Origin of the sequence: Streptomyces sp. NPDC089919 (genome assembly GCF_040684615.1) — a bacterium.
In the GTDB taxonomy this organism is placed as follows: domain Bacteria; phylum Actinomycetota; class Actinomycetes; order Streptomycetales; family Streptomycetaceae; genus Streptomyces.
The window spans coordinates 55,148-70,902 of the sequence record NZ_JBFBGK010000017.1; the positions used below are offsets into that span (position 1 = coordinate 55,148).

Genomic DNA, 15,755 nt, shown 5'->3' on the forward strand with positions numbered 1-15,755 from the left:
TCCGGGGCCCGGCTGTTGTCCGTATCTCCCCCTCCTCCCCCGGACCGCGGCTATCGTCCCTTCCGGGGGGTGGCTCATGCGTGCAGCGGGCGGCGGGGCCGGCAAAGCGGTTCTCCTGGCCGGCGGTTCGGCCGTACTGGCCGTTCTGGTCTCGCTGGCCGCCAACGCGGCGACGGGGCGACCCGACTGGGGACCGCTGGACTGGCTGCGCCGGCACCCGTGGTGGTGGGTGCTCGGCCTGACGGCCGCGGCCGTGCTCTTCGCCGTGGTGGCGGCCTGGCGCCAGGAGCGGCCCGCCGCGGTGGCCGGGGACCCGCCCCCGCCGCCGCCCCCACCCGTACCGGACTGGGTGGTCGACCGCGGCGAAGCCCGGCAGGCCGCCCAGGCGGTCTGCGCGACCGCCGGGAGCGGCAGCGGGGCGGCGGCCGTGGGCATCACCACCTCGTTGGAGGGGGCCGGCGGCTTCGGCAAGACCACCCTCGCCGGGATCGTCGCAGCCGATCGGAAGGTCCGCCGCCACTTCAAGGGCCGCGTCTACACCGTCACCGTCGGCCGGGACGTCCGCGGCCGGTCGGCGGTCGCCGCCAAGGTCGCCGAGGTGACCCGGTTCCTCACCGGCGACTCGGAGGCCTACGAGGACCCGCAGCGGGCCGGCGAGCACCTGGGGCGGCTGCTGGAGCGGCGGCCTCGCACCCTGCTGGTGCTGGACGACGTGTGGGAGGCCGAGCAGCTCGCGCCCTTCCTGATCGGCGGCCGGAACTGCGTCCGGCTGGTCACCACACGAGTGCCCGGACTGCTGCCCCCGGGCTCGGTCCGGCTGCCGGTGGACGAGATGTCCCCCGAGCAGGCGGGCGCCGTGCTGACCCGGGGGCTGCCCGCGCTCCCCGACGAGACCGTCGAGGGGCTGCTGCAGGCCACCGGCCGCTGGGCCCTCCTCCTGCGGCTCACCAACCGGCTGGTCGCCGGGCAGGTGGCCACCGGCGCCGACCCCGCCGCGGCGGGGGCCGAGGCGCTGCGCGCCCTGCGCGAGGGCGGCCCGGCCGCGGTGGACGCACTGGCGCCCGGCGCGCCCTTACGGCCGCTGGACCTGGACGATCCGGCCCGCCGCGCGCAGGCCGTCCGCGCCACGGTCGAGGCCGCTACCGGTCTGCTGCCGCCGGGCGGGGCGCGGCGGCTCGCCGAGCTGGGCGTGTTCGTCGAGGACGAGGCCGTCCCGGTGCCGTTGGTGGCCCGGCTGTGGGCGGCCACCGGCGGACTCACCGAGGTGCAGGCCCGTCACCTGTGCGGGCAGTTGCACGGGCTGTCGCTGGTCTCCCTCGACCCGGTGGACGGCGGCCGGCTCGGGCTGCACGACGTGCTCCGTGACTACCTGCGCGAGGAGTTGGGCCACGCGGAGCTGGGACACCTGCACCGGGTACTGGTGGACGTGGCGCTGCCGCCCGGCACGCGGGCGTGGGAGCTGACGGACGGGTACCTGTTGGACCACCTCGTCGAGCACCTGCTGGCCTGCGGGCCGGCCGAGCGCGCGCTGGAGGTCGCCGGCGACCTGCGCTGGGTCGAGCGCCGGCTGCACCAGAGGGGGCCCGCGGCCCCGTGGAGCGATGTGGCCCGGATCCCGGGCCCCGAGGCGGCGGCGCTGGCCCGCGATCTCAACCGGGTCGCCCACCTCCTGGGGCCGGTCGGGCCACGAGCTGCGCTGCGGAACGTCCTGTACGACCGGCTGGGTCAGCTCCCGCACTGGGGGGAGCAGATACGGCGCCTGCAGGCCTGCGCGGAGCCGGCGCTCCGGCCGGCGCTGCTGTCCCGAGGGGCGCTGCCGGACCTGCCGGATCCCGCGCTGCTGCGGACGTTGACGGGGCACTCCTGTGCCGTCACCCGGCTCCGGATCTCCACCGACGGTGCCACGCTCCTGAGCCATGACGAGGGGGGAACGCGTCGTCGGTGGGACCCGGACAGCGGTGCGGAGCTGCCGCGCACGACCGCCGCTGCGGCGCGCCGGGCCTCTTTCGACGTGCTCCCGCGCAGCTGGGCCGTTTCGGGACCACACTTGAGATGGGCACAGCTCCCGAATGTGCCCGGGGGCGCCTTCCGGGACCGGATCGGGGAGTTCATCACGCAGAGCGGGACGCTCGCGCTGGCGCCGTCCGGCTCCTGGCTGGCGGCGGCGGGCGACGACCACCGTATCCGGCTCTGGGACACGTACTCCGGCACCTGCCGGGCGGTGTTGGACGGCCACGACGCACCGGTGGAGGCGATCGGCATCTCCCCGGACGGCAGCTTCCTCGTCACCGCCTGCCGCAACGGCGATGTGCGGTGGTGGCGCGCCGACGCCCCGTACGACTCCCGGGTGATCACCACCGCGGCCGGCCGCGTGCGGGTGATCGTGGTGGCACCGGACGGTGGCTGGTTCGCCGACGCCGGGGAGAGCGGTGTGGTCCGCTTCTTCGACCTGGCCTCGTCGCGCTGCACGGCCATGCTGCGGGGGCACGCCGCAGCGGTGGGGGCGTTGGCCATCGCCCCCGACGGAAGCTGGCTGGCCAGCGGCGGGACGGACGGTGCGATCCGCCTGTGGGAGACCGCGGGCGCCCGCAACGAACTGCCGCAGGGCCGCTGGACGTACCCGGTGGCGGAGGTGGCCGCCTCACCGGACGGCACCCTGCTGGCTTCGGTGGGCCACGACGCGACGGTACGGATCTGGCGGGCGGGCTCCGGCCGGCACGTGCACACCTATGCCGGGGAACACGCCATGGCCACCTGTGCGGTGGTCTGGGGCCCCGACGGTTCGTGGCTGGCCACCGCCAGCGCGAACGGCATCGTAGTGGTCCGGGAACTGGCCACCGGCCGGGTCCTGGCCCGCTGCGAGACGGGCTCGGCGACCGGGCTGGCGGTCTCCTCGGACGGCGTCTGGCTGGCCGTGGCGGTCGGGGACGGGGCGGTCCGGCGGTGGAACTGGCGCACCGGCACGACGGGAGGACCCACGCTCACCCGTGCCGCCCGGAGGCCGCTCTTCTCGCCGGACCGCTCCGGGGACGGAACGGCCCTGCTGGCCGACCCTTTCCAGGACCTGGACGTGTGGATCGGCGGCAACCCCCGACCCCCGGAACCGGCCACCCGGTTGAGCACGTATGCCGTCTCTCCGGACGGGCGGTGGCTGGCCGCGGCCGACCGCGACGGCACCGTTCGGATCTGGGCCCGTGGCGCACAGGAGCCGGCCACCGCCGTGCGGACCGAGGGTCCGGTGCACTCGCTCGCCTGGACCCCCGACGGCAGGACCCTGGCCGCCGGAGGTGAACGTGGGCTGTACCTCTACGACTTCAGGCCGTGAACGCGACGCCTCTCCAGGCAGCGGGGGTCTTCGGCCGGGGTGGAGATCGTTCTCCTGCGCATGGATGCGTGCTCGGCGGACATGTGACTCAAGCACGACCGCACGATCCGCACGATCCGCACGACAGACATCGAACGAGGAGGCCTCGATGAGCAACGACATGTGGAGTTTCGTTCCGACCGCCGGTCACGGCCCGGACGATGACCTCACGGGGTACAGGGTCGAAGCCGCCGACGGGCACATCGGCAAGATCGACAAGCACTCCGGCGAGGTCGGCAACCAGTACATCGTCGTCGACACCGGTGTGTGGATCTTCGGCAAGGAGGTCCTGCTGCCCGCAAGCACCGTCACGGCCGTCGACAACGACGAGCGGCGGGTCCTGGTCTCGCTGACCAAGGAGCAGATCAAGAACGCGCCGGAGTTCGACGAGGAGAAGCACCTGGGCGATCCCGCCCATCGCGATCAGCTCGGCGGGTACTACGGCTCGGGCCACTGAACCCACCAGAAGCAGTCGCGGTCGCAGCAGTAGCTCGTACTCCCCCGCCGATGCCGAGGACCTGCCGCGGGGCCGCAGCCGGGCCACGGCCCCGGCCGTGTCGAGCTGCGGGTGCGCCTCCGTCCCGCCCGAGGCTCAACGCAGTCGCCGCGCGCGCAGGACCACGTCGTCGGCATGGTGTGCGCCGGCGCCTCCGGTGGGCGCCACGCGTGGCCGCTGCTCGTTCACCTCCAGCGTCCAGTCGTCGGTGAGCAGGGCGGCGACCATCGAGGGCCAGACGTAGTCACGGGGGTCGAACCCGACGTCGTGCGCCTGCGGGGTGTCCATGCCCGCGTGATGGACGAGGAGCAGCACGCCGCCGGGAGCGACGGCCGCGAGCAGGGCCCGTTCGGCCGCGGCGTCGGGGGTGCGAAGCAGAGCGGGGTACATCGCCGAGACCAGGTCGAAGGCGGCGGGCGGGAGGGGCGCTTCCGTCAGCGTGGCGTGGATCCAGCGGACGGCCACGCCTGCGTCCTGCGCGTGCCCGACCGCCCGCTCGAGCGCCAGGCCGGAGACTTCGAGGCCGGTCACGTCCCAGCCGCCGCGGGCGAGCCAGACGGCGTCCGCGCCTTCGCCGCAGCCCACGTCGAGCGCCCGCCCGGGTGTGAGCGTGGCGACCTCGGCCACCAGCGCGCCGTTGGGCTCCCCGCTCCACAGCTGTTGTCGATCGGCGTACCGGCCGTCCCAGTCCGCCCGCACCGCGGGATCTCCCACGTATGCGTGGCCGGGCAGGACGGGAGCAGGCGCGGACGGTCCGGCGGTCATGTGGTCACTCATGGGCCCACCGTCACGCATGGCGGCCGCCGTGGGCCACTCTTGTTGCCGATCCGGCAACACGGAAGCCCACCGCTGACGGTCAGCTCCTCCTCGAGCCGGCGGGTTGGAGGGTGATGGCCTGCTCGGCGGCCGTGCGCCCGTCACCCACCGGAGTCCGGGCGGTGTCGCTCCAGGCACGGGCCGGTGTGGTCTCGGCCGGCCGGTCCTGGTGGGCGGAAAGGCCGAGGGCCAGGCCGCTGTACCGGTTGATCAGGTGGACCGTGCCGTCCGGTGTGCCGTCGGCGCGGCGGCCGGGGATCACCCACCACTGCTGGCCGACCGTGGGTCCGCCGGCCCGGACGGTGGTCACCGTCGGCTTCGCGCCCCAGGCGCGGCCGACGTCCCGTGTGGAGTCGACGCCGAGCAAGCCCCGTGTGGCGGCGTTGGTGAGGGTGTACGCGCCGTCACCGGTCGGCCGGAACACCCATGTGGCGCGCGATGCGGGGGTGTTCGCGGCCAGGGAGGTGGTGGCCGCGCCGGCCGTCTGCGCGAGGACCCGGCCCCCGGCGCCGGTGATCGTGTAGGCGCCGCCCGCGGGAACCGGCATGGCTGGCGCGGTGGTGTCGATGGTGGCCTCGTAGTACTCGCCGTCCGCGCCGCCCGAGCACTGGAACGAGCAGTAGTTCCGGAAGGTCCGCCCGACGGTCTGGGAGCTGGTGCGGCTCTCCCGGTCCAGGAACCAGCGATACCAGGACCCGGTGCGGTAGTCGCCGGAGTCCCCGATCAGCCGCCACTTCTGCGTGGCCAGGTTGTCGGTGGCGTAGAAGCGCTGCGGTTCGGTGCTGTCCTGGTGGACGGCCTCGGGGGTGCCGATGTACAGGCCGAGGTAGGCGTCCCAGGCGATGTTCATCGTCAACAGGTCCGCCTTGGAGGGGAGTTCCCCCGCGGCCTGCTGTTCCGGGACCGAGCCCGGGGTCTGCGGGTCGTAGTCGTGCTCGACGGGCGTGTAGCCGGTGTCGTCGGCGGAGTCGACGGGGAGCATGTTGCTCTCCTTGCCGCCGACGCCGGGCTGCGACCACGAGCCGTCGTACCACTTCCGCCACGAACTCGGCGCCATCTTCCCGGACATGGGGGCGCGGGCGACGTGCGCCTGGCTGGCGTCCGTCCAGCCGCCGGGCGAACCGGGCTTCGGGATGGCCCGCGAGTTGTAGTAGACGTAGAAGTAGCCGGAGGCGGTGTCCACGAACAGCCGCGGGTCGCCGTCGCCGTAGTAGTACGTCTCGTGGGGGAAGGCCGCGCTGTCGCCGCGCCGGGTGCTGTACGGCGAGGTCAGGACGTGGTCCTTGATGGTCCAGGTCCGGCCCTGGTCCTTGGAGACGGCGTAGTCGATCGCGTCGTAGTGGAGGCCGTCGCCGAACGGGCTCGGTGTGAACTCGTTGTGGACCAGGCCGTACCAGTCGCCGGAGTCCGGATCCACCCATACGCCCATCAGGTCGCAGAAGTTCTTCTGGGAGTAGGAGGAGCCGGCGGGCGGGAAGGTTGCGGTCAGGCCGGTGGGCGAGTTGTTGCAGCGCCATGTGGTGTCGGAGTTGCGGTCGGCCGAATTCGCCGGGTTCACGCTGCCGTTGAGCTTGGTGTCCGGCTTCGCCGTGTCGAAGTTCCGGCCCGACCAGAACTTCCACTCCCGGGGGTCGGTCTTCCCGTAGAGCGCGTGCGCGGACTGGTAGTGGAACGAGCCGTCCCTGGCGATGAAGGGGGCGGCCGGGGAGTCGTCGGGGTTGCCCCAGGGTCCCTTGCGGCCGATCGAGACGGTGAGGGCCGGGAGGTCGGTGGCCACGGTGGCCGGGGCCGCGGAGGCCGGGGCCGCCGGGGTGGACGCCATGGTGCCGGCCACCGCGGCGACCGCAGCGGCGAGTACCCCGGCGGTCCTGCTCGAACGAGTCAGCACTGGTTCTCCATTCATGACGGGCCGCTCACAGCGGCTGGAGGAGTGGTGAGCTCTGGCTAATTAGTTCGGGTAGCGTCCAAATTATTTCGAGGCCTGTCAAGGTTCTCAACACCCTCCAGAGCCAGCCTGGTTGCGGGTGGTGGTCACCGAGCCGTCGCACGTCACGCGCTCGACGGCGGACGGACCGGCTGACCCGAACAGCCCCTGGACCTGGATTAGTTTGGCTAGAATCTGAAAAATTCATCAACCGTCGTCAACGGGCAGACAGCAACCTGCAGGGACGGGGGCAGGCACGGTGAAGGCAGACGACCTCCGGGCCGGCGTACGCGGCCTCGACACCACGGGGCCGGTCAACGACCGCGCGTCCCTGCGGCGGACCAACCTCGGCCTGGTGCTCCGCCTCCTGCGCGACGCCGGGCCCCGGCCCCGCACCCGGCTCGCGGAGGAGACCGGGCTGGCCAAGGCCTCCATCACCAGCCTGGTCGGCGAACTGGTGGAGCGTGGCCTGGTGCGCGAAGGCGAGACCGAGCGACTCGGCTCGGTCGGCCGGCCCAGCCGCACCGTGGAGATCGACGGGCGCACCATCTGCGGGATCGGCCTGGAGGTCAACGTCGACTACCTGCGGCTGATCGCGCTGGACCTGCGCGGCACCACGCTCGCCGACTGGCGCAGGCCGCTCGACACCCGCGCCAGCGGGCCCGACGCCGTGCTCGACCACATCGCCGGGGCGATCCGTGAGACACGGAAAACTCTGTGGGACACGGGAGTTCACACCGTCGGGGTGACCGTAGCGGCCCCCGGCGTCATCGCGATGGGCACCGGCGTGGTCTCCTACGCCCCGAACATCGACTGGCGGGACGTCGCCGTCACCGAGGGCCTGCGTACCCGCCTCGGCCCCGGAGCGCCGCCGATCCGCCTGGAGAACGACGCCAAGCTCGGCGCCGTCGCCGAGTACCTGGTCACCGCGGCCGCCGTCGACATCCACGACCTCATCTACGTGACCGGCGAGACGGGCGTCGGCGGCGGCATCATCTCCGACGGGCGGCTGTTGCGCGGCTCGGCCGGTTTCGCGGGCGAGATCGGCCACATGCCGCTCGACCCGACGGGGCAGCCGTGCTCCTGCGGCCGCCGGGGCTGCTGGGAGACGATGGTCGGCCTTGCCGCCCTCCTGCGACTCGCCGCTCCGGCCGATGACCCGGTCCACGACCCCACCATCGACCTCGAGCAGCGCCTGGCACAGGTACGCCACCGCGCCGACGCGGGCGATCCGGCCACCCGGGCGGCGCTGGCGCAGATCGCCGACGCACTCGCACTGGGGCTGGCGCTGCTGGTCGACGTCCTCAACCCCCGGGCCATCGTGCTGGGCGGGTACTTCGCCCACCTCGCCGACCACCTCGTCGACCGGGTGCGCAGCGAACTCGCCGCCCGGGTCATGGCGCCTGACGCGGGCCGCTGCGAAGTCATCCCGTCGAAGCTCGGCTTCAGCGCGGCGGCACACGGTGGCGCCCAGGTGGCGCTGGACCGCGTCTACCAGGACCCGAGTGGGGTCACGGCCGACAAGGGATGAGAGCGACGGGGTCGCGCCACCACCCAGCTCGGCGGACCGGCCCGAGCGTGCGCCGCCTCCGGCCACGGCGGTCAGCACCTCCGTCTGCTCGGCGGCGCGGGCCTCGGGTACGGGGACCACGTGGCGGTGCGCCGGCCCGCCGGCCCGCCGGGCGCCGGCCGCGCCCCAGGGACAGGGCCCTTCCTGCGCGGAGCGGGGAAGGTGCCGGGCAGTGCGCTTACCGCCAGGCAGCGGTGGTGGCGATGACGGCCTGGGCCAAGGCCAGGGGTTGCTCGCGGGCGATGAGGTGTCCGGCGCCTCGGACGAGCCGGACCGTGGTGTGCGGAGCCAGGCGCAGCAACTGGTCGATGTCCTCGTCGGTGAGCGAGGAACCGTTGTCGCCATGGACGAGCAGGACGGGCAGGTCGAGTTCCGCGGTGACCTGCCGTAGCCGTGGAAGCTGGGCCAGGATGTCCTCGACGAGCTCGGTGTGGGCGCCGAGGGGGCCGAGCGAGGCGAGGAAGCGGCGGACCCTGGCGGGTTCGAGGCAGGGTACGACGTCGACCAGCACCAGCCCGGCCACCCTGGCTGCTACGGCCGGGTCCGTGAGGGCGGCAACGGCGGCGAGCCCGCCGAGTGAGGCACCGACGACCACGCTTGCCGGCGGCTCGGCCTGGACCATCGCGGCCACGTCGTCCGTGCACGCGGACAGCGTCCGGGCACCACCCTCGCTGTCGCCGTGTCCTCGCTGGTCGAAGGCCACACACCGGTTCCCGGCAGCCACAAGGCGCTCACTGACCGGCCGCCACACCTGGCGGCGTTCCCCACCGGCGTGAAGGAGCACGAAGGTCGGTCCGGCGCCGGTCTCCTCCCCGCACAAGACCGCATCGGGGCGGATGATCCGCCGTACGCGTGGGCCGGTGGGGTCGGTCATGCGGTCATACCTTCCCCGCTCCTGCCGCATGAGTCCTCGACCGGGCGGCCGGAGCGGGGCCCAGGGCGACGTGCCGGTCGAGAGGCACGGTCCGGGCACGGCGAAATCCCGTGGAGCCCACCGGCGTGGCGTGGAATGATCTTCGACGACCGGCCGCCGGAGTGAGGGACGCAATCGTGTACGTACCGCCGTCTGAACGACCTCTCGATGAGGACGAGCGTGAGCTCGTGGAGTTGGCACGCCGGACCATCGACGCACACACCGACGCCGGGCCCGACGCAGACGGGATCCATACGATGGGCGCCGCGGTCATGGCCGCCGACTACCGGATGTTCGCTGGCGTCAACCTCTACCACTTCACCGGCGGTCCCTGCGCCGAACTCGTGGCTCTGGGGGCTGCACGAGCCCAAGGCGCCCGTCAGATGCGCTGCATCGTTGCCGTGGGAAACCACGGGCGCGGGGTGATCGGCCCTTGCGGGCGTGACAGGCAGGTCTTCGTCGACTACTACCCCACCATGCGTGTCATCGTGCCCACGCCCTCGGGGCTGAGGTCCGTTCTCGCCGCCGACCTGATGCCGCTGACCCAGCGATGGACCCCGGAGGCGGGCATGAACGGTCTCGACCCGTCGCTCTACCAGGACCCCGAGACGGCCGGCCCCCCGATCATCCGGTTCAACCCCCGCTACCTCGAAGCCGTCCGCTCCGGCGCCAAGACCAAGACCACCCGCTTCCGCGACCCGGCCCAACTCGGGTCGGCACGGCTGGTGTTCGAGAGCGACCCCGAGGTCGTTCTGCCGGCGGACGTGATCGACATCAGGCACTGCCTGGTCACCGAGCTCACCGACCAGGACGCCCGAGCCGAGGGGCTGACGACCGCGACCGAACTCCGGGCGGGCCTCAAGGGCCACTACCCGGACCTGGCGGCAACCGACGAAGTCGACGTGGTCACGTTCCAGCTCAACAGCTGAAGCAGGGCCCGATCGAGCCGTTGAGCAGCGACGGTCTCAGGCCCGGGCACCCGGGCCGGCCGATTCTGCGGCGCGGCGGTACTCGGCGTTGAGGCGTTGGGCCCCGAGGGTCGAGATGTGGGGCCCGTCACGTCCCCTGCTGCGTCAGGCGGGCTGGCAGTAGGCCCAGTCCGGGTCGCCGTCCTGGTGGCAGCCGTCACCGGCGTAGCTCGTTCCGGCCAGTCCGAACGTGAAGAACCCGCCGATCGCGAGAACGGCGAGGGTCCTGCGGAGTCTCGACATTGTCACCCCTGTGGCAGCGATGTGGGCCGGACCGTGGAAACAGGCCGGACCGGATGGACAGCGAAATGCACTGTATGGACGATCCGCGTCGGCCGGGAGATGCCGTTTCGGCCGAGTCGGTGTTGGCCGAAGTGCGTCGGCCTCTCCAGGCAGCCCCCTTGTCGCGGCCCCTCGGCGGAGCTCGCACGTAGGCGCGTGGGAACTCGGCCGTGAAGTGCGCGTCGGCAGCGATGAGTTTTGTACGTCACCGGGGTCTACCTCTTGAAAGCGCCCAAGAGCGCCGAAGAGCACCGACCCGAGGAGCGCACCATGACCGCCACCGTCCCCGCCGCAACCACGTCCGCCACCGCGTCCGCCACCACCCGCGTCCCCGGGCGTCGTGTGCACCGCGCCGTGTGGGCCCTTCAGATCCTGCTCGCCCTGTTCTTCGCGGTCGCCAGTGCCGGGCCCAAGCTGGTGGGGCACGCGTCGGCCGCGGAGTCCTTCGACAGGATCGGCTTCGGCGACTGGTTCATGTACCTGACCGGCTCCCTCGAGCTGGCCGGAGCGATCGCCCTGGTGGTGCCGGTCCTGTCCGGCCTCTCCGCGCTCGCGCTGATCGGGCTCATGGGCGGTGCGCTGATCACCCAGCTGACCGTCTTCGACGGACAGAACGCCCTCACGCCGGTCGTCTTCGCGGTGCTCCTCGCCGTCGTGGCCCGGGTCCGCCGCGACCGCACCGCCCGGCTCTTCGCCCTGGTCCGCGAGCGGTTCTGACACCCCCTCCACGAGGGGGACTTCGCCGCCGCGATGTTGAACTCCAGGGAGATCCCCCTCCCGGCCCCGGCACCCGGCCGCCTGCTGCCGGGGCGCCTCAGATCCAGCCGCGCCGACCCGCTTCCAGCCCGGCCTCGAAGCGACTGCGGGCGCCCAGCCGTGCCATGAGGCCGGCCATGATGCGCCGCACGGTTCTGGGGGCGAGGCCCAGCTGTCGGCCGGCTCCTTCGTCGGTGTGTCCCTCAGCGAGGAGCTGCAGCAGTTGCCGCTCTTGTGGGGTGAGGCCGTCGGTGTTGCGGGGCAGTGGCTGGTCGATCGGGGTCGCGGTGGCCCATACGGAGTCGAACAGGGCGAGGACCGCGGTGAGTACGCCCGGCCCGGTGAGCTGGACGGCGCCGGACTCCCGGCCTTCGGGGTCCAGCGGGACCACTGCCGTGTGCCGGTCGTAGACCGCCATCCGCAGCGGCAGCGTCGGTGAGGTCCGGACCTGCGCGCCGATCCCGCCGAGCCAGCGCAGGTGCGCGAGGGACGGCCGCCGGTGCCGGGCGCTGTCGAGCGCCACCGTCCGCAGGCTCACGCCGCGGTGGCGCACCGCCCGGTCCAGCGGTCGCGACGCGTGGAGCATCGCGGGCAGCTCGGCCACGCCGGGGAGGAACACGGCGACCTCGAAGACGGCCCGGGCCGCCAGGGTCTCGATGCGCGCGCCGATCGCGTCCGAGCCGACCAGGGTCTCGGCCGCGTACTCCGGCCGGCCGGAACACGAGCAGCCACCGCCGGACAGGAGCCGGGTCAGCGCCGCCTGACTGACCGCCAGATCCTGTTGCTGCCGCAGCAGTTCGGCCTGATGGTTCTGGAGCAGCCGCAGCCCTGCCTCCGGCCCCACCGGCCGCAGCCCGGCGGGGGCCCGCCCCGAGGGCCGCAGCAGAGCCAGAGCGGTGAGTTCGTCCAGCGCCCGCTCGACCTCCGTGGGACCGACCGGCCCGCCGGTACCGGCCAGTTCCACCGCCAGGTCCTCGGCGCCGAGGTCCCGCCCGGTCAGCAACAGCCGGTACACCCGCTGCGCCAGCGCCGTCATCGGCTGCGGCCGCTCCATCGAACCCTCCCCGTCGGCGCGACCGTTCCCACGGCGGCGTCCTGATGCGGCCGGGCCGTTAGCGGAACGCCGCCGGACCTTTCTCCGCCCATCGGACCTCGGCACACTCGAACGCGTCTGGAGAAGCCACCGGAGCGCACCGCAGTCGCAGCAGTCGTCTCCCGCTCCTCCGACGTCCTCGAGCTCGGCCCCCGCCAGGAGCCGTACTCAACTCCCGACCAGACGAGGTGACATGAAGACTCCCGCCAGCAGCTTCGGGAACCGGGGCTGCCACACCCTGAGCCACCTCGCCGGCACCTACGAGTACGCCCTCCGCTACAACGAGGTCGTGGACGGCGGCGAGGGCGGCGGACCCGTTGCCGTCCCCACCGGGGCGGCAACTGCGACCTCAAGGTGTTCCGGCACGGCGGCAGTGCCGGCAGCCCGTACGGGGGCCAGGGCACGGTCATCGGTACCGGCTGGGCGGAAATGACCGTCATCGACTGACGGAACACAAAGCACACGGCGGACGCCGGAGGGGACGGGGGTCTCGCCGGCGTCCGCCGTGACCGGCGCCCGCTCACCGCCGCCCGGTCCGCGCGGTGAGCGGGCGTTCGCCTTCGTTGGGGACGGCCCGCCGCCCGAAGCGCGGCTTGCCTGCAAGGTAGGCAACGGCAGAGGTCAACCGGCGTTGGCCGACTCCTCGGCACGCTGCTCGGCGCGCAACGCCGAGACCTCCCCGCGCCTGGCTTCGTTCACGTTCAGCGACTGCGTTTGTCGATGAGCTTCAGCAGAAATTGCACGTGCGCCCGTCGGGGAATGTTGATGAGACGTGGGTTCTGGCACAGAGGTTGGGTAGCCATCACGCAGCCTGATAGTGCAGCTCGATCGAAAACGCGTCGTTGAGCACGGCTGCGTGACAGCATCCTGACCACCAACCGCCCTCGTCGAGGGCGTCCAGAGCACGGTGCGCCTTCTGCGCTATGCGGGATAAAGAACGCAGTTGATCCCGGACAGGCTTTCGCGCAGCTCGCGAGCTCCCAGAGCGACGCGCTCGTCAATATCCCTTGTGAGGGCCTCGCAGAGCTGTACCGCGTCGTCGCGGTCGCTGGCGTAGACGGCAAACGCATCGAGGATCGCGGTGTGGATCCAGTCGCCATGGTTCGGGCTGGCGACTGCCAGCGCTGACGCGACGACCCTGAGTCCGGCGCTGTCATGCCGCCTGAGCAAGGCTTCTGCGGTCACCCGTGTAACGAAGGTGTCCTCGCGGTCGAGCACCAGCTCCAGCAGCGGACCGACAGCTTCCTCCATCTCCGCAAAGCCCGCAAGGCCACGACCAGCGTCCGCACGGTCCACGAAGTCGCCGCTTCGCCCGAGCTCGCAAAGAGCCACGACAGCAGAGCGCCGCAGGGTAGCGTCCGACACCTCACCCACCCCTCCCACAAAATTCGACCAAGAACAGCACCAGGCCAGGAAGACTCTGCACTCGAAGCCGCCGGAAAACGACCGCGTATCACGTCCGCGAGGGAGCTACTGAAGCAAGATCATTTTTCGGAGCAGTTCACAGCCGGCTCTCTGCAAACCCCGGACGTGCGGGGCGGCCATGTCCAGTTCAGGGCTGCGGGCCAAGAGGTCCTTCAGGTCTGCTGCGCTGCCCTGCCCGGGTCTTCGACGGGTTCCGTGTGTGCGACTGCTGGCGGGGACTCAGTCGCTCTGCGCCCAGGCTGCCACGGGCAGGGACAGATAGATACCGAAATCCTGCAGGCCCACGGCACGCTCGATGGCCTGGTGCAGGACGTCCACACGTTCCTGCCGGTTCACAGCCCGGCTCTCGAACCACTTCGAGCGGATCTCGATCACCACATCAAGACCGCTGAGGTCCAGAGGCCCCAAAGCGCGGAACCGCAACTCCACATCCCCCGGCTGCAGGTCACCGTCATACGGTTCCTCAGGGCACTCGACGGCCACCGAAACCAGATGGGGCAGCACCTTCGACAGCTCCCGCAGCACCGTCTCGGGAACCCTCAGGTCATACGTGATCTCAACAAGCGGCATCACCCCAGCCTAGGGGTCCGCCCCCACGGCCTGAATCCAGGGGAGACGATCCGGTCCCCAGGCATACGTCGACGCGGCACCTCGGCGCCGGGCCGCTGTCGTGGCTCCCAGGCCCAATAGAAGGTGCCGCGAACATCGCGGTCTGTTGCAGCTCGGGCTCGGCCGTAGGGGCGCCAAACGTCTGCCGAGTTGGTCACCCTGCATGCTCACTCGCGCTCGTGTCCGGCGATGGCTCCATAGACTCCTCGGGCCTGTCTCATTTGCAGCCTATGGGCGCCATTCCTGCTCGTAGGTGGGGTGTTCGGCGTATGACTGGGCGAGGACTCGCAGCGCGTATGCCAGGCCGGCTGAGCGCGAGTCCGCGGGGTCCATGGCTTTGTAGTCGTGCACCAGTTGCTCGATCAGGTCGAGCATGGGGAGATGGCTGTCGAGAAGAGCCTCGCCACCTAAAGTGCCGGCCACGTAAGCGTAGGCGTGGTTGTCGTCCATGATGCGTCCGACGAGGAAAGCCAGAAGATCGTCCATGCGGCCATCTTCGTGGGCAATCCGCTTCGGCGGCCAAGCAACTGTCCAGATGAGGACGGCGGCGAGGTGGAGTGTGTCCTGGTAGGCGATGGCGAGGAGGCCGAAGATCGTGAAGACGGCCGTGACGCGCGCTTGCGCCAGCGCGGACACCCGGTGCGGAAAGCGGCTGGCTCACCTCGACGGTCGCTTCGACGCGAGCCGCCCGCGTCCTGGCCGCCGAGCTCAGGACGTGGCCGCCGGCTGCGATGACGGTGTCACGGGCCGCCTTCCGGGCGATCTCGGCCGTGGCCCGGTCGGGCGACAGTGGTGACGTCCCGTCCGGCAGTGCTCACCGGTGCCCGCGCTCGACGATCAGGAGATCACGCAGGTCGCCGCCCCGCTCAGTGGAGAGGCCGGCCGTGTAACCGAGGCAGCGGAGGGCGGCGACCAGGAAGAAGGCCCCCGAAGCCCCCGAACCCGCCTGCGCATCCCGGTGCCATCCCGACCGGCAGCCCCAGGACGTCCCTGCTCATGGCTGTTGCCCTGCTTCGCTCATCGACGTCATCCGTGCGGCGGCGTGGTGCGAGCCGTTCAGGACACCCGGGTCTCGGTCGGGTCGTCTTCGTCGTCGCCGGGCAGATGGACGTCGGTGACGGCGATGTTCACCTCCACGACCTCCAGGCCGGTGATCCGTTCCACCGCGGCGATCACGTTCTCCCGCACGTCGCGGGCCACGTCCGGGACCGGCACGCCGTACTCGACGACCAGTTCCACGTCGATGGCCGCCTGGCGCTCACCCACCTCGACCTTGACCCCGCGCCCCACGTTCGGGCGCCCGCCGGGTACCCGGTCCCGGACCGCGCCCAGTGTCCGGGCCAGGCCGCCACCCATGTCGTGGACGCCGGGGATCTCCCGCGCGGCCCTGCCGGCGATCTTGACGACGACGGTGTCCGCGATGGACGTCCTGCCGCGCGTACCGCCGGGCTCCTCGACATGGGCCCGGCCGGCCCCGGGCACGGACGTGTCCGCGTGGTGCCGGCGTACCGGGGCCTGCTCCTGAGTCGCCGTCATGGC

At 72.0% G+C, this 15,755-nt stretch carries 14 protein-coding genes; 5 read left to right on the forward strand and 9 right to left on the reverse strand.

The window, feature by feature from the left end; translation table 11 throughout:
- The first annotated feature begins 76 nt into the window (after positions 1-76).
- On the forward strand, positions 77-3,325 hold the full coding sequence (locus AB0O40_RS10290; RefSeq protein ID WP_365037807.1) for an NB-ARC domain-containing protein: 3,249 nt from the start codon (positions 77-79) through the stop codon (positions 3,323-3,325).
- 148 nt (positions 3,326-3,473) lie between these two features.
- Entirely contained in the window at positions 3,474-3,821 is a 348-nt protein-coding gene (locus tag AB0O40_RS10295) for a PRC-barrel domain-containing protein (protein ID WP_365037810.1), read from the forward strand.
- Between the two features lie 135 nt (positions 3,822-3,956).
- Here AB0O40_RS10295 and AB0O40_RS10300 read toward each other — a convergent pair whose 3' ends face one another.
- Both AB0O40_RS10300 and AB0O40_RS10305 read right to left on the reverse strand, forming a co-directional pair.
- Positions 3,957-4,637, reverse strand: coding sequence for a class I SAM-dependent methyltransferase (locus AB0O40_RS10300; protein ID WP_365037813.1), 681 nt, complete (start codon positions 4,635-4,637; stop codon positions 3,957-3,959).
- Positions 4,638-4,716: 79 nt separating this feature from the next.
- The gene (locus AB0O40_RS10305) at positions 4,717-6,564 is read right to left on the reverse strand and encodes an RICIN domain-containing protein (protein ID WP_365037816.1); all 1,848 of its coding nucleotides are present in this window, start codon (positions 6,562-6,564) and stop codon (positions 4,717-4,719) included.
- Positions 6,565-6,859: 295 nt separating this feature from the next.
- On the opposite strand from AB0O40_RS10305, the gene AB0O40_RS10310 reads away from it, so the two are divergent.
- Positions 6,860-8,131: an ROK family transcriptional regulator gene (locus tag AB0O40_RS10310; protein WP_365037819.1), complete on the forward strand. Its 1,272-nt coding sequence runs from the start codon at positions 6,860-6,862 to the stop codon at positions 8,129-8,131.
- A 217-nt stretch (positions 8,132-8,348) separates the two neighbouring features.
- On the opposite strand, the gene AB0O40_RS10315 is transcribed toward AB0O40_RS10310, so the two are convergent.
- Entirely contained in the window at positions 8,349-9,074 is a 726-nt protein-coding gene (locus AB0O40_RS10315) for an alpha/beta hydrolase (protein ID WP_365037822.1), read from the reverse strand.
- Between the two features lie 197 nt (positions 9,075-9,271).
- Here AB0O40_RS10315 and AB0O40_RS10320 point away from each other — a divergent pair, with 197 nt between their 5' ends.
- Entirely contained in the window at positions 9,272-10,012 is a 741-nt protein-coding gene (locus AB0O40_RS10320) for an ASCH domain-containing protein (RefSeq protein WP_365037825.1), read from the forward strand.
- A 144-nt stretch (positions 10,013-10,156) separates the two neighbouring features.
- On the opposite strand, the gene AB0O40_RS10325 is transcribed toward AB0O40_RS10320, so the two are convergent.
- Positions 10,157-10,294: a hypothetical protein gene (locus AB0O40_RS10325; protein WP_365037828.1), complete on the reverse strand. Its 138-nt coding sequence runs from the start codon at positions 10,292-10,294 to the stop codon at positions 10,157-10,159.
- Positions 10,295-10,603: 309 nt separating this feature from the next.
- Here AB0O40_RS10325 and AB0O40_RS10330 point away from each other — a divergent pair, with 309 nt between their 5' ends.
- Positions 10,604-11,050: a DoxX family protein gene (locus AB0O40_RS10330; protein WP_365037831.1), complete on the forward strand. Its 447-nt coding sequence runs from the start codon at positions 10,604-10,606 to the stop codon at positions 11,048-11,050.
- Positions 11,051-11,147: 97 nt separating this feature from the next.
- Here AB0O40_RS10330 and AB0O40_RS10335 read toward each other — a convergent pair whose 3' ends face one another.
- The 5 genes from AB0O40_RS10335 to AB0O40_RS10355 all read right to left on the reverse strand — a co-directional run bounded on the left by AB0O40_RS10335 (position 11,148) and on the right by AB0O40_RS10355 (position 15,752).
- Positions 11,148-12,143 carry a helix-turn-helix transcriptional regulator gene (locus AB0O40_RS10335; RefSeq protein WP_365037834.1) on the reverse strand — a complete coding sequence of 332 codons (996 nt, stop codon included), beginning with the start codon at positions 12,141-12,143 and terminating at the stop codon, positions 11,148-11,150.
- A gap of 960 nt (positions 12,144-13,103) precedes the next feature.
- Positions 13,104-13,478 carry a hypothetical protein gene (locus AB0O40_RS10340; RefSeq protein ID WP_365037837.1) on the reverse strand — a complete coding sequence of 125 codons (375 nt, stop codon included), beginning with the start codon at positions 13,476-13,478 and terminating at the stop codon, positions 13,104-13,106.
- Positions 13,479-13,826: 348 nt separating this feature from the next.
- Complete coding sequence (locus tag AB0O40_RS10345) at positions 13,827-14,177, reverse strand: hypothetical protein (protein ID WP_365037839.1); 351 nt, start codon at positions 14,175-14,177, stop codon at positions 13,827-13,829.
- A gap of 267 nt (positions 14,178-14,444) precedes the next feature.
- Positions 14,445-14,852, reverse strand: a complete 408-nt coding sequence (locus tag AB0O40_RS10350; RefSeq protein WP_365037842.1) for a DUF6221 family protein — start codon at positions 14,850-14,852, stop codon at positions 14,445-14,447.
- A 420-nt stretch (positions 14,853-15,272) separates the two neighbouring features.
- Positions 15,273-15,752 carry an Asp23/Gls24 family envelope stress response protein gene (locus AB0O40_RS10355; RefSeq protein ID WP_365037845.1) on the reverse strand — a complete coding sequence of 160 codons (480 nt, stop codon included), beginning with the start codon at positions 15,750-15,752 and terminating at the stop codon, positions 15,273-15,275.
- Positions 15,753-15,755: the final 3 nt, after the last annotated feature.